Genomic DNA, 14,154 nt, shown 5'->3' on the forward strand with positions numbered 1-14,154 from the left:
CCCGTCCTCCACCCCCGACGGCGACCGTCCGCCGTTCCGTCGAGCCGCTCCGCCCTCCGCCCGGGGAGCTCGACCGCTGCCGCCGACCACAGGAGTCTCTGTCGGCACGGGCAGTCCGGCCCCGGCTCGGCTCGGCAGGGGCAGAGGTCCGGTACCCGCCGCGGCGGGCAGGAGCAGCGCCGCGCGCTCGCTCCTCAAGGCGAGTAGCCCGACGAGCCCGTCGGCAGGTCCGTCGGCAGCCTCGCGCGCTCCCGTGGGACTGCCACCCGCCCACGCCACGCTGATCTGCGTCGCTCTGCCAGGCATGGCGATCTCCACGGAGCAGGGGCAGCTGACCGGCCAAGGACTGGAGGGCTTCTACCGGTCCGGTCGACGCATGCTCTCCCGGTGCCAGGTGCGGGTGGCCGGACGGGAACCGCTCGCCGTGCAGGCGCGGATGGTCGCTGCCGACGAAGCCCGGTTCATGGCGACGCTGTGCGTGTCCGCGGACGCCGGACCGGACCCGGACGTCGTGGTCGAACGCACCCGGTACGCGGACGGCAAGGAGCGGATCACCCTGCACAACGTGGTCTCGCGCCCGCTGCGCCTGCTCGTGGAGGTGGCCCTGGCCACCGACCTGGCGGAACTGGGCGCGGTGGCCTCCGGCAGGGCGGGACCCGAACTGCCCGCCAGCGTTCATGACTCCGGTCTGCGCTGGTCCTGTGCCGATGGGCAGTCGACCGTCACCGCGCAGCCTCCGCCCGCGGACGCGCTGGCCTCCGCCGGACTGTTGCGCTGGGAGATAGAGCTCCCGCCCGGCGGTACCCGCAGTGTGGAGCTGCGCGTACGTCCTGACGGTGCCGGACCCGTCAGAGCGGTGGGGCGCGGTGCGACGAGCCCCATCGCGCAGGCCACGGCCGCGGGTGACGACCCGCGGGTCCAGTCACTCCTGCACACGTGCGTCGAGGACCTCCAGGCCCTGCTGCTGCGCGACCCCGGGAACCCCGCCGACACACACCTCGCGGCAGGAGCGCCCTGGCGCTGCGGCATGGCGCCGGCCGACGCCCTCGCCGCCGCCCGGATGACGCTGCCCCTGGGCACCCGTCTCGCCGCAGGCACGCTCCGCACCCTGGCCCGCACCCAACTCCGGGGCACGGGATCCCGGTCCGGCATGATCCCCGGACCACGACGGGACGCCGGCCCCCACCTGCCGCCGGGCTGTACGGGCACCGAGGCCACTCTGCTGTTCCCGGCTCTCCTCGCCGAGGCGCGACGCTGGGGGCTCCCGGAGCAGGAGACGGAGGAGCTGCTGCCCGCCGCCGAACGCTGCCTGAGCTGGCTCTGTTCCACCGTGGGTGACGGCCCTTACCTGCCCGACCCGCTCCGAGGCGGGCCGCTCCTCTGCGAGACACAGGCGCACGCCCATCGGGCGGCGATGCTGGGCGCCGACCTCCTCGACGCGTACGGCAGACCCGGCGGTGAGGGATTACGGGAGTGGGCCCAGGAGCTGCAGAGCGCGTTCCGGGCGGACTTCTGGATCGAGGACCGGGGCGGTGGCAGACCGGCGGCCGCCCGCACCAGCGACGGGCGCGCTCTGCCCCACCTCGGCTCCGGTGCCGCCCACCTCCTCGACACCGGTCTCCTCGGCTCCGGAGCGGCAGCCCCGGGCCTGCTCGACAAGGTGCAGACCGAGCAGCTCGCGCGCCTGCTGGGCGGTCCGGCCATGGACTCCGGGTGGGGGCTGCGGAGCCTGGGCGCGAAGGAGCCGGCGTACAACCCCTTCGGCCATCGGGGCGGAGCCGTACGGGTCCAGGAGACGGCGATCGCGGTCGCGGGACTGGCGGCCGCGGGCTACGAGAAGGAGGCGGGTTCGCTGCTGCGGGGCGTGCTCGCGGCCGCGGAGGAGTTCGGCCGGCGGCTGCCCGAGATGTACGCGGGGGAGCAGCGTACGGCCGGGAGCGCACCCCTGCCCCACCCCGCGGCCTGTAGACCGGCCGCGACGGCCGCGGCCTCCGGAGTGCTGCTGCTCACCGCCCTCGCCGGAATCCGCCCCGACGCACCGGCCGGGACCGTCACACTACGGCCGATGCGCAGCGCGCCCCTGGGCGAGATCAACCTGACAGGACTGCGGGTCGCGGGCGCGCCCTTCTCCGTACGTGTCAGCAGGCTCGGCCTCGCCATGGTCGAGGAGGCGGCCGACGGACTTCAGCTGGGAGTGTGACCTCGGACGACATGTGATCGAACGGCCTGACGGCGGCGACTCACAGGGGCCGTACCGGACAGAAGTGGATCAGCCGAGGAGGTGGTCGACGAAGGGCGTGTTTATCGTCAGGGAGACGACTATGATCGCGGCATGCCCTACGACCCGTCAGCCTTTCCGCCCTTTGCCGTCACCGTGGACCTGGTCGTGCTGACCGTGCGCCGCCATGCCCTCTGTGCGCTGGCGGTACGGCGGGGCGAGCAGCCGTTCCAGGGGCGGTGGGCACTGCCCGGCGGGTTCGTGCGGCCCGACGAGGACCTGGCCCAGGCCGCCGCGCGCGAGTTGGCGGAGGAGACCGGGCTGCGCGCCCACGATCCTGCCGCCCCGGCACAGGACAACGGCGCGCACCTGGAACAGCTCGCGACGTACGGCGACCCCAAGCGTGACCCGAGGATGAGGGTCGTCAGCGTCGCCCACCTGGCACTCGCCCCCGACCTGCCCGCACCCAGGGCGGGTGGCGACGCCAACATCGCGCGTTGGGCGCCCGTGGAGGAGCTGCTGCAGCAGGGCGGCTACAGCCGCGACGGCGAGCCGGTGGCGCCACTGGCCTTCGATCACGCGCAGATCCTCGCGGACGGCGTGGAGCGGGCGCGCTCCAAGATCGAGTACTCCTCGCTGGCCACCGCCTTCTGTCCACCCGAGTTCACCGTCGGTGAGCTGCGTCGCGTCTACGAGGCGGTGTGGGGGGTGGCCCTCGACCCGCGCAACTTCCACCGCAAGGTGACCGGCACACCCGGCTTCCTGGTGCCCACCGGCGGGACGACCACGCGCCAGGGAGGCCGACCGGCCCAGCTCTTCCGCGCGGGAGGGGCCACGCTCCTCAACCCGCCGATGCTGCGCCCCGAGGTCTGACACCATAGAAAACCGGACATAACGCGCTATCTTGCTGTGGGTGATCCAGGCCATCGGACTGACCAGCACCCCTCGCAAGGAGCTTCCGCCCGCCGTCGACAACGTCTCCTTCGAGGCTCTCTCCGGCTACGTCACCGTGCTGCTCGGCGCACCGGGCGCGGGCAAGACGGCAGCGGTGCGGCTCATGCTCGCACTGCAACAGGGCCGCGGAATCACCTACTTCAGAGGTCGCCCCCTCCACCGCATCGCCCATCCGTCGCGCGAGGTGGGTGTCCTCCTCGGGGACGTGCCCGGCCACCCGGCCCGGACGGTCCGCGGTCACCTCCGCATGCTGTGTGCCGCGGCAGGCGTGCCGGTGCAGCGTGCCGACGACGTCCTCGACGTCGTGGGCCTCTCCAGTCTTCGCGACGAACGGCTGGGGACGCTCTCACGCGGCATGGACCGCCGTCTGGGGCTGGCCTGCGCGTTGCTGGCCGACCCGCACACCCTCGTGCTCGACGATCCGGCCCGGGGGCTGTCCGTCCGTGAGAGCCGCTGGCTGCACGGGATTCTGCGCGCTCACGCTCTCCAGGGCGGCACGGTGCTGTTCACGACACGTGACCCCAAGGAAGCGGCACAGACAGCCGACCGGGTCGTCACGCTGGAGGAGGGGCGGCTCGTCGCCGACCAGGAGGCGGCCGCCTTCGCCCGTACCCGGCTCCGCCCCCGTGTCGTCGTCCGCAGCCCGTACGCCGCCCGCCTGGGCGCCCTGCTCACCAAGGAGGCCCGGACCGCGCGGCGTTCCGTCGAGGTGGTGCGCGAGGACGGCAACCGGCTCTCCGTGTACGGCAGTAGCTGCGCCGATGTCGGGGAGACCGCGTTCCGGCACGGCATCCTCGTACACCAACTCGCCGACGAGATCGGGGACATGGGCCCGCTGTCCGCCGCGGACGGCGTGCCATCGCCTCCCCCCGGCGACGCCGGCTCGACCGAAGAGAACGAGCGCGTCGAGGGCGTGCCGTCGCACAAGGTGAGGTCGTCGGAGCCCGCGGGTCTCCCGGCGCTCCCTCCTCCCGTCAGCGTCCGCCCGGCCCCGAGCCCTCTGCGCCCGCTCCGCTACGAACTGCGCCGGGCCGCCGGAGTCGGCACCGGCTTCTTCACCGTGGCCGCCGTACTGGCCACCTCCGCCGTCGTCTCCGTGGTCCTCGCGTGCGTCGGTCACACCCCCCAGCCACGCCTGCTGGCGGCCTGGCCGCGGGAACTGCCACTGCCGCCCGCCGCGCTGGGTGCGGGCTTCCTCGGCGCGATCGCCTTCGGCGACGAGTTCCGCCATCCCGCCCTCGCCGCGGATCGCGGCACGGTCCCCCGCCGACTGGGGCTGCTCACCGCGAAACTCCTTGTCGCCGCGGCCACCGCGCTGATGCTGGCCTTCCTCACGGTGGGCTGCGATCTCGAAGTGCTCTACCTCGTCCACGGGCAGGAGCTCGTCGACGTTCCCGCCGACTGGCTTCCGCTGAGCGCCAGTTGGATCGGCCTCGTCGTGGGGTGCTCCTGGGCGGGAGTGCTGGCCGCCGGCATCTTCCGGTCCACGACCGCGGGGCTCGCCGCGGTGCTCGCCGTGCCGGTCCTCGTCGTGCCCCTCGTGCACAAGGTTCTGGAGAGGGCGACCGTGCGGACGGCGGCCGGGTTCTCGGCGCGGCTGCACGAGCTGCCCCTGATGCAGTGGCCCTTCGGGGGAGAGCGCTATCTGACCGTCGCGGCGCGCATGATCGCTCAACCCGTGGGTGGCGCACTGCTGTTGTCCCTGACCGCGCTGCTCGGCACCTATCTGCTCACGACCCTGCGAAGCAGGGTCCGATGAGGGAGGCAGGTGTCTTCTGACTTCCGGGAGACGGGTGCCTTCTGACTACCGTCCGCATCCGCTCGTTCCCACCTTGCGCGCAACTCCTCGAAGATCGCCCGTTTCTTTCCGATAAGGCGTCAATTGCGACGGGGTGAGCGATCACCCTTTCGTGTGTTTTTCACCAAAGACCTCAAGGGAGTTGAGGCCGGCGCCGACAAAGGATGCGTGAGTACCCTTGCGCACACCATGATGACCGCCGCCCGCTCCGCAGACTCCGGCCTGGCCGGCCCGGGCGGACTCGACCGCTACCCCTACGCCGAGGCCCCCGGAGCCGAGCGCGTCGGCACCCCTGCCTGGGAGAGCGCCGATCCCGAACTGGGGCGTGTGGGCCGACGCACCGCGGGCAGCCGCGGCCGCGGCCTGCACGGCCAACTCGTCCAGCAACTGGGTCAGATGATCGTTTCCGGTGACCTCGGTGCGGACCGGCCGCTCGTGCCCGAGGAGATCGGGCAGCGGTTCGAGGTCTCCCGCACCGTCGTCCGTGAGTCGCTCCGCGTCCTGGAGGCGAAGGGGCTGGTCAGTGCCCGCCCCAACGTCGGTACGCGGGTGCGTCCCGTCTGCGACTGGAACCTGCTCGATCCGGACATCATCGAGTGGCGGGCCTTCGGGCCGCAGCGCGACGACCAGCGGCGCGAGCTGAGCGAGCTGCGCTGGACGATCGAACCGCTCGCCGCCCGCCTGGCCGCCGGGCACGGACGCGACGAGGTCCAGCAGCGGCTCGGCGACATGGTCGAGATCATGGGGCACGCCATGGGCCAGGGCGACTCGCTGACCTTCGCTCGCGCGGACGCCGAGTTCCACTCGATGCTCATCCAGGTCGCGGGCAACCGCATGCTCGAGCACCTTTCCGGCATCGTCTCCGCTGCCCTCCAGGTCTCCGGAGGTCCGGTCATCGGCTGCGACCGTCCCAACGAGACGTCGCTGGGGCATCACGCCCGGATCGTCGAGGCCCTCGCCACCGGTGACGGCGCGGCGGCGGAGGCGGCGATGCGTCAACTGCTCACCATTCACCCCGAGGTGGAGCGCGTCGTACCCTCCCCGCGCGAGCACTGATCGCCCGCCGGGAGCGGCAGTGGCGCGGGAGCATGTCCCGTCCGGGCGCCGCCCGGCCGACCGTCCCGTGTCTCGATCGGACCCCGTCGGCTCCTCAGGGAACCGACGGGCTCGGCGGCGCAGGGGTGAAATGCTGCCGGGTGGAGCCGGTCACAGCCACTCCTGACCGCATCTGACCACATTTGGATTTATCTGAGTGCTTACGGGGTGTGACTCGGGCCACGCGGATTGGGCGTAACGCTCTTCGGGACAGCGCGATGACCTAAGAGGTGACAGTCGAGGAGGGAATACGGACGCCACTCATGGCGCTGTGCATCTTCCCGGCCCCCCGCCCGCGCCGTCGGCCCATCCCCAGTCGGCGGTCGTCGGTTCCTGTCCACAGTGGACGGGGCCGGAAGCCGTTTTCCAACGTTCCGAGAGGTTGTTCGTGTCGGCCAGCACATCCCGTACGCTCCCGCCGGAGATCGCCGAGTCCGTCTCTGTCATGGCGCTCATTGAGCGGGGAAAGGCTGAGGGGCAGATCGCCGGCGACGACGTGCGTCGAGCCTTCGAAGCTGACCAGATTCCGGCCACTCAGTGGAAGAACGTACTGCGCAGCCTCAACCAGATCCTTGAGGAAGAGGGTGTGACGCTGATGGTCAGTGCCGCAGAGCCCAAGCGCACCCGAAAGAGCGTCGCAGCGAAGAGTCCGGCCAAGCGCACCGCCACCAAGACCGTGGCAGCGAAGACGGTGACCGCGAAGAAGGCCACTGCCCCAGCAGCTCCGGCGGCGCCTGCCGTCGACGATCCCACCGAGGGCGCCGCGCCCGAGAAGAGGGCCGCCGCCAAGAAGGCGACTGCCAAGAAGACCGTCGCCAAGAAGACCGCCGTCAAGAAGACGGTGGCCAAGAAGGCGACCTCCAAGAAGGACGACGCCGAGCTTCTCGAGGACGAGGCGCTCGAGGAGACCCCGGCGCCCGGCAAGGGCGGCGAGGAGCCCGAGGGCGGCGAGAGCGCCGGTTTCGTGCTCTCCGACGAGGACGAGGACGACGCGCCGGCGCAGCAGGTCGCCGCGGCCGGTGCCACCGCCGACCCGGTCAAGGACTACCTCAAGCAGATCGGCAAGGTCCCCCTGCTCAACGCCGAGCAGGAGGTCGAACTCGCCAAGCGCATCGAGGCCGGCCTGTTCGCCGAGGACAAGCTGGCCAACGCCGACAAGCTCGCCCCCAAGCTCAAGCGCGAGCTGGAGATCATTGCCGAGGACGGCCGCCGCGCCAAGAACCACCTCCTGGAGGCCAACCTCCGCCTGGTGGTCTCACTGGCCAAGCGCTACACCGGCCGCGGCATGCTCTTCCTGGACCTCATCCAGGAGGGCAACCTCGGTCTGATCCGCGCGGTCGAGAAGTTCGACTACACCAAGGGCTACAAGTTCTCCACGTACGCCACCTGGTGGATCCGCCAGGCGATCACCCGAGCGATGGCCGACCAGGCCCGCACCATCCGTATCCCGGTGCACATGGTCGAGGTCATCAACAAGCTCGCGCGTGTGCAGCGTCAGATGCTCCAGGACCTGGGCCGTGAGCCCACCCCGGAGGAGCTGGCCAAGGAGCTCGACATGACCCCGGAGAAGGTCATCGAGGTCCAGAAGTACGGCCGTGAGCCGATCTCGCTGCACACACCGCTGGGTGAGGACGGCGACAGCGAGTTCGGTGACCTCATCGAGGACTCCGAGGCCGTCGTCCCGGCCGACGCGGTCAGCTTCACACTCTTGCAGGAGCAGCTGCACTCCGTTCTCGACACCCTGTCCGAGCGCGAGGCGGGCGTCGTGTCCATGCGCTTCGGTCTCACCGACGGTCAGCCGAAGACCCTCGACGAGATCGGCAAGGTCTACGGCGTGACGCGCGAGCGCATCCGCCAGATCGAGTCCAAGACGATGTCGAAGCTGCGTCACCCGTCGCGTTCGCAGGTGCTGCGCGACTACCTGGACTAGTCCTCACTCGTACGCACGCGAAGGCCCGGTCTCCACTGTGGAGACCGGGCCTTCGACCTGTGCGCGCATGCGGGCTGCCGCCCGGTGGATCACCCTGGGTGTGCAGTGAATGTCCCAGAGTGAGGAGCTCGCATGCGACGATCAGTTGCCCGAGTATCGGCCCTCGCTGCCGCAGTGGGTGCGATACCACTGGCATCACCCGCAACCCCGGCGGCAGCCGACGTCGTCATCGGCGGCTATCCGGTCGAGATCTCCGAGAGCCCCTGGACGGTGGCGCTGTCCAGCCGTGACCGGTTCGGAGGTGCGCGGGCCGGGCAGTTCTGCGGCGGCGTGGCGGTCGGCCGCTCGACGGTGCTGACAGCGGCCCACTGTCTGAGCGGGGCGGTGCTGGGGACGCCGCCGGAAAAGGTTCGAGACCTGAAGGTGATCGAGGGGCGCGGTGACCTCTTCTCGGCCGAGGGCAAGGAGATCCCCGTACGCACCGCTTGGGTCAACCCGAACTATGACAGCGACACGAACGCCGGTGACTTCGCCGTCCTCACCCTCGCCTCGCCGCTCCCCGAGCGCGCGGTCATCCGGATGGCGGCAGCGGGGGATTCGGGATACCGGCCCGACACAGGAGCCGTGGTCTACGGCTGGGGTGACACCACGGGCGCCGGCGACTACGCCCGCACTCTGCGCGCCGCACGCGTGAAGGTGCTCTCCGACGCGGTCTGCGAGGCGGCGTACGCAGGCAGCAAGGACGGGACGTACAAGGCCGGCTCCATGGTGTGTGCCGGGGAGCTCGCGGGCGGGCGCGACGCCTGCCAGGGGGACAGTGGCGGCCCGCTGGTCGCCCAGGGAAAGGTGATCGGTCTGGTGTCCTGGGGGACCGGGTGTGGTCAGCGGGGGAACCCCGGGGTCTACACCCGGGTCTCGGAGATCATCCGGACGCTGGGCTGGGGGCGCTGAACGTGATGCCCCTGCGGAGTGAGTTCCCTTACGTACGTGTGGCGGACGGGGTCCGCTACGTACAAGTGCCGGACGGAGTGCGCGAGTGCGAGTGCCCGGCGTGAGTGCTCGCCGTACGAGTACGGGCGGCCACCCCCTGTATGCGGGGGTGCCGCCCATGTTACCGGCCTGTGCCGGCGCTGGCTCGTCGTTTGGTGCGAGGTGTCAGCGTTCCTCGTCGCCGGCGCTTGCCGGAGCGGACGTCAGCCGCTCCGTCTCGTCCTGTATCTCTGCGGCGATCTTCTTGAGCTCCGGCTCGAACTTGCGACCGTGGTGAGCGCAGAAGAGCAGTTCGCCACCGCTCAGCAGAACGACGCGCAGGTAGGCCTGTGCGCCGCAACGGTCGCATCGGTCAGCGGCCGTCAGCGGGCTCGCGGGGGTCAGAACAGTAGTCACGTCGCCTCTTCTCTAGCTCGACGAGCTGTCGTACCAGGGTCAACATCCAACCAGGCCGAAAACGTTCCCGCTCGCGGCTTTTCCTCGAAAAAATCTTTCCAGGCCGGCTGTCTGCTGCCGGTTGGCGGCGAATGAGCCGTAGTGCGTGTCTTCGTGTCGTACGGATTTCGCGCTGTCTGTCGGTTGTCTTGTCCTCCCGGCTGGGTTGCCGGTTGTTCATGAGGACGTGCCCGGAGCCTAAATGGTTCATGCCTCGAAGGGAACGTGATATGTACTTCACTCCATCGAGGGATCGAACGCTCGTGCGAGCCTGGACTAGTCTGAGTTCAGACGAGGGTGGCGTTACATCGGCTCTACCAGGCCTCGGTACCCTCTGAACGGCGACCGAAGCCGAGTCCTTACCCCAGAGGACCCCACCTGAAATTAAGCGAGGAGCGAACCGCGTGACCGCCGATACGTCCGTGCCGTCCACAGCGCTGCTGACCGGAGCAGACCGGGATGGCTCCAACTACACCGCGCGGCACCTGCTCGTCCTCGAGGGGCTCGAGGCCGTGCGCAAGCGCCCCGGTATGTACATCGGGTCCACCGACAGCCGGGGACTGATGCACTGCCTGTGGGAGATCATCGACAACTCGGTGGACGAGGCCCTCGGGGGGTACTGCGACCACATCGAGGTGATCCTCCACGACGACGCCTCCGTGGAGGTGCGGGACAACGGCCGCGGCATTCCCGTGGACGTGGAGCCCAAGACCGGACTCTCCGGAGTCGAGGTCGTCATGACCAAGCTGCACGCCGGCGGCAAGTTCGGCGGCGGTTCGTACGCGGCCTCGGGTGGTCTGCACGGTGTGGGCGCCTCCGTGGTGAACGCGCTCTCGGCGCGACTGGACATCGAGGTCGACCGCGCCGGTCACACCCACGCCATCAGCTTCCGGCGCGGTGTACCCGGCAGCTTCGCGGCCATGGGCCCGGACGCCAAGTTCGAGGCGAAGAGCGGCCTGCGCAAGGCCAAGAAGATCCCCAAGACCCGCACCGGCACCCGCGTGCGGTACTGGGCCGACCGCCAGATCTTCCTCAAGGACGCCAAGCTCGCCCTGGACACGCTGCACCAGCGCGCCCGTCAGACCGCCTTCCTGGTACCCGGCCTGACCATCGTCGTCCGCGACGAGTACGGCCTGGGCGAGGACGGCAGCAAGGGCGAGGAGTCCTTCCGCTTCGACGGCGGCATCAGCGAGTTCTGCGAGTACCTGGCCACCGACAAGCCGGTCTGCGACGTCCTCCGTCTGTCCGGGCAGGGCACCTTCCGGGAGACGGTCCCGGTCCTGGACGACCACGGCCAGATGACGCCCACCCAGGTCACCCGCGAACTCGGCGTCGACATCGCCCTGCGCTGGGGCACCGGCTACGACACCACGCTCAAGTCGTTCGTGAACATCATCGCCACCCCCAAGGGCGGCACCCACGTCGCGGGTTTCGAACAGGCCATCGCCGCCACTCTCAACGAGGTGCTGCGGTCCAAGAAGATGCTGCGTGTCGCCGAGAACGACATCGTCAAGGACGACGCCCTCGAGGGCCTCACCGCCGTCGTCACCGTGCGTCTCGCCGAGCCCCAGTTCGAGGGGCAGACCAAGGAGGTCCTCGGCACCTCGGCGGCCCGTCGCATCGTGGCGAACGTGGTGACCAAGGAACTCAAGGAATTCCTGACCTCCACCAAGCGTGACGCCGCCGCACAGGCGCGCGCCGTCCTGGAGAAGGCCGTCGCCGCCGCCCGTACCCGCATCGCGGCGCGCCAGCACAAGGACGCGCAGCGCCGGAAGACCGCTCTCGAGTCCTCCACGCTGCCCGCCAAGCTCGCCGACTGCCGCAGCGACGACGTGGAGCGCAGCGAACTCTTCATCGTCGAGGGTGACTCCGCGCTGGGCACCGCCAAGCTCGCCCGGAACTCCGAGTTCCAGGCGCTGCTGCCGATCCGCGGCAAGATCCTCAACGTCCAGAAGTCGTCCGTGACGGACATGCTCAAGAACGCCGAGTGCGGCGCGATCATCCAGGTCATAGGAGCCGGATCCGGCCGGACCTTCGACATCGACACCGCCCGCTACGGCAAGATCATCATGATGACCGACGCCGACGTGGACGGCTCCCACATCCGGACTCTGCTCCTGACGCTGTTCCACCGCTACATGCGGCCCATGGTCGAGTCGGGCCGGGTGTTCGCCGCGGTCCCGCCGCTGCACCGCGTCGAGCTGATCCAGCCCAAGAAGGGCCAGGACAAGTACGTGTACACGTACTCGGACCGCGAACTGCGCGACAAGCTCATGGAGTTCCAGAGCAAGGGCATCCGCTACAAGGACTCGATCCAGCGCTACAAGGGCCTCGGCGAGATGGACGCCGACCAGCTGGCCGAGACCACGATGGACCCGCGTCACCGCACCCTGCGCCGGATCAACCTCTCCGACCTGGAGGCCGCCGAGCAGGTCTTCGATCTCCTGATGGGCAACGACGTCGCCCCGCGCAAGGAGTTCATCTCCAGTTCGGCGGCGACGCTGGACCGGTCGCGCATCGACGCGTAGCGCTGCGCTTGGCCTGGGCGGGGAACGCCTCGACGGGATGAGTCACCTGATGGGGTGAAAGGTGGGGGGAAGAAGAGTCGGGGATCCTGCCGTTCTGTCCATGCTTGGGCATGCAGTCAAGGAATGGCCTGCCCGGCGGAAGCGGGGGCGGGCCCGAGAGCTCGGTCGAATGGGACCCCTGGTACGACGCGCTGGCCTCAGGCTGGGGCGAGTTGGACGGTACGGGGGCTCCCGCCTTCGTCGCACCGTCCGTCGACCGGGGTGACGGCGTCCGGAGCGGGGGCGCCGTCGACATCTATCGGGAAGTGCAGCGCAGCGCGGCCTTTCAGGAGGTGCGCGGCCGGTACCGGAGGTTCGTGGTCCCGGGCGTCGCGGTGTTCTTCACCTGGTACGTGAGCTACGTCGTGACCGCGACGACCGCGCCCGAGCTGATGGCGAGGCCGGTGGCGGGCGCGGTGAACGTGGCGATGCTGGCGGGGCTCGGACAGTTCCTGACCACGTTCCTGTTCACGTGGGCGTATGTGCGGCATGCGAGGCTGCGCCGGGACCGGGCGGCGCTCGACCTGCGGTGGGACACGCAGGAGCTGACGCGGGGCGTCAGAGGGGCAGAGCGGTGACCGGCAACCATCAGACGCTGGCGTTGCTGCTCTTCAGCGCGTTCGTCGCGGTCACGCTGGGGATCACGACGTGGGTGAGCCGCAACCGGCGTGGTTCCGCGGAGGAGTTCTATGCCGGCGGGCGGCTGTTCTCCCCGATGGAGAATGGTTTTGCCATCGCGGGCGACTACATGTCGGCGGCGTCGTTCCTCGGGATCTCGGGGCTCATCGCGCTCTTCGGGTACGACGGGCTGCTGTACTCGGTGGGTTTCCTGGTGGCCTGGCTTGTGGTGCTGTTCCTGGTGGCCGAACTGGTGCGCAACTGCGGGCGGTTCACGCTCGCCGATGTGGTCGCGTCCCGGATGAGCGAGCGGCCGGTGCGGATCGCGGTGGGAACCTCCTCGGTGACCGTGTCCGTTCTGTACCTGGTGGCGCAGATGGTGGGGGCGGGCACCCTGGTCGCGCTGTTGCTGGGCGGGACGGGTGAGGCAGCCAGGGCCTGGACGGTGATCGGGGTCGGCGCGCTCATGGTCGTCTACGTGTCCCTGGGAGGGATGCGGGCCACCACGTGGATCCAGATCGTCAAGGCGGTCCTGCTGATGGCTGGGGCGATCACGCTGACCGTGCTCGTACTGATGCGGTTCCACGGTGACTTCAACCACTTGCTGCGCACGGCGGCGGAGCGCAGCGGGCACGGAAACGCGTTTCTCGCGCCCGGACTGAAGTACGGCGGGGACTGGAGCGCACGCCTGGACTTCATCAGCCTGGGGCTCGCCCTGGTGCTGGGCACGGCCGGGCTGCCGCACATCCTGTCGCGCTTCTACACCGTGCCCACCGCACGGGCCGCGCGTCGCTCGGTGGTGTGGTCGATCGGGCTGATCGGCGGTTTCTACCTGATGACGATCGTGCTGGGCTTCGGTGCGGCGGCGATCGTCGGCCCGGATGCCGTACGGCGATCGAACGCGGCCGGGAACACGGCGGTTCCGTTGCTGGCGCTCGATCTGGGGGGTGGACCGGGTTCCACGGGCGGAGCGGTCCTGTTCGCGGTCGTCGCCGCCGTCGCCTTCGCCACCATCCTCGCGGTCGTCGCCGGGATCACGCTCGCCTCGTCGGCCTCCGTGGCGCACGATCTGTACGCGTCGCTGCGGCGTCGGCGTGGGAAGCCACGCAGCGAGGTGGCCGTCGCGCGTGCCGCGGCGGTCGGGACCGGTGCGGTCGCGATCGGAGTGGGGTTGCTCGCCCGGGACCTGAACGTCGCCTTCCTCGTGGGTCTCGCCTTCGCGGTCGCCGCCTCGGCCAATCTCCCCGTGCTGCTCTACTCGCTGTTCTGGCGCCGGTTCACCACGCGTGGTGCGGTGTGGGCGGTGTACGGGGGACTGGTACCCGCCGTTGCGCTCGTGCTGCTCTCACCGGTGGTGTCGGGGAGCCCTGAATCGCTCTTCCCCGGCGTCGACTTCCAGTACTTCCCGCTGGAGAACCCGGGCCTCGTCTCCATCCCGCTGGGCTTCCTCGCTGGGTGGCTCGGCACGGTCGTCTCGGCCGGGGAGCCGGACGAGGCCAGGCACGCGGAGACCGAGGTGCGGTCGCTGACGGGGGCCGGGGCGGTCTGA

At 70.1% G+C, this 14,154-nt stretch carries 11 protein-coding genes; 9 read left to right on the forward strand and 2 right to left on the reverse strand.

Features of this window, described 5'->3' with window-relative positions:
* Positions 1 to 306: hypothetical protein (locus FNH08_RS51580; RefSeq protein ID WP_407704333.1), on the reverse strand; the 306-nt coding region annotated here is incomplete at its 3' end.
* On the opposite strand from FNH08_RS51580, the gene FNH08_RS04480 reads away from it, so the two are divergent.
* From FNH08_RS04480 to FNH08_RS04505, 6 genes are all read left to right on the forward strand, one after another.
* Positions 305 to 2,200 (forward strand): glycogen debranching N-terminal domain-containing protein, encoded by a 1,896-nt coding sequence (locus tag FNH08_RS04480; protein ID WP_152769923.1) that lies wholly within the window; start codon positions 305 to 307, stop codon positions 2,198 to 2,200. The genes FNH08_RS51580 and FNH08_RS04480 overlap by 2 nt on opposite strands.
* A gap of 132 nt (positions 2,201 to 2,332) precedes the next feature.
* A complete protein-coding gene (locus tag FNH08_RS04485) occupies positions 2,333 to 3,091 on the forward strand; it encodes an NUDIX hydrolase (RefSeq protein WP_152769924.1) in 759 nt (252 codons plus the stop codon).
* Between the two features lie 40 nt (positions 3,092 to 3,131).
* On the forward strand, positions 3,132 to 4,931 hold the full coding sequence (locus FNH08_RS04490; protein ID WP_322723676.1) for an ABC transporter ATP-binding protein: 1,800 nt from the start codon (positions 3,132 to 3,134) through the stop codon (positions 4,929 to 4,931).
* A 207-nt stretch (positions 4,932 to 5,138) separates the two neighbouring features.
* The gene (locus FNH08_RS04495; protein ID WP_322723678.1) at positions 5,139 to 6,026 is read left to right on the forward strand and encodes a FadR/GntR family transcriptional regulator; all 888 of its coding nucleotides are present in this window, start codon (positions 5,139 to 5,141) and stop codon (positions 6,024 to 6,026) included.
* Positions 6,027 to 6,453: 427 nt separating this feature from the next.
* Positions 6,454 to 7,995: an RNA polymerase sigma factor gene (locus tag FNH08_RS04500; RefSeq protein ID WP_322723679.1), complete on the forward strand. Its 1,542-nt coding sequence runs from the start codon at positions 6,454 to 6,456 to the stop codon at positions 7,993 to 7,995.
* A 132-nt stretch (positions 7,996 to 8,127) separates the two neighbouring features.
* Complete coding sequence (locus FNH08_RS04505; protein WP_152769926.1) at positions 8,128 to 8,946, forward strand: S1 family peptidase; 819 nt, start codon at positions 8,128 to 8,130, stop codon at positions 8,944 to 8,946.
* A gap of 204 nt (positions 8,947 to 9,150) precedes the next feature.
* Here FNH08_RS04505 and FNH08_RS04510 read toward each other — a convergent pair whose 3' ends face one another.
* Entirely contained in the window at positions 9,151 to 9,381 is a 231-nt protein-coding gene (locus FNH08_RS04510; protein ID WP_134040552.1) for a DUF7455 domain-containing protein, read from the reverse strand.
* Positions 9,382 to 9,824: 443 nt separating this feature from the next.
* Here FNH08_RS04510 and FNH08_RS04515 point away from each other — a divergent pair, with 443 nt between their 5' ends.
* The 3 genes from FNH08_RS04515 to FNH08_RS04525 all read left to right on the forward strand — a co-directional run bounded on the left by FNH08_RS04515 (position 9,825) and on the right by FNH08_RS04525 (position 14,154).
* Positions 9,825 to 11,948, forward strand: a complete 2,124-nt coding sequence (locus FNH08_RS04515) for a DNA gyrase/topoisomerase IV subunit B (protein WP_322723681.1) — start codon at positions 9,825 to 9,827, stop codon at positions 11,946 to 11,948.
* Positions 11,949 to 12,058: 110 nt separating this feature from the next.
* Positions 12,059 to 12,565: a DUF485 domain-containing protein gene (locus FNH08_RS04520; protein WP_152769927.1), complete on the forward strand. Its 507-nt coding sequence runs from the start codon at positions 12,059 to 12,061 to the stop codon at positions 12,563 to 12,565.
* Positions 12,562 to 14,154, forward strand: a complete 1,593-nt coding sequence (locus FNH08_RS04525) for a solute symporter family protein (protein ID WP_322723682.1) — start codon at positions 12,562 to 12,564, stop codon at positions 14,152 to 14,154. The genes FNH08_RS04520 and FNH08_RS04525 overlap by 4 nt, the downstream gene beginning before the upstream one ends.

It is taken from the genome of Streptomyces spongiae (assembly GCF_009377185.1).
Taxonomy (GTDB): Bacteria; Actinomycetota; Actinomycetes; order Streptomycetales; family Streptomycetaceae; genus Streptomyces; species Streptomyces spongiae.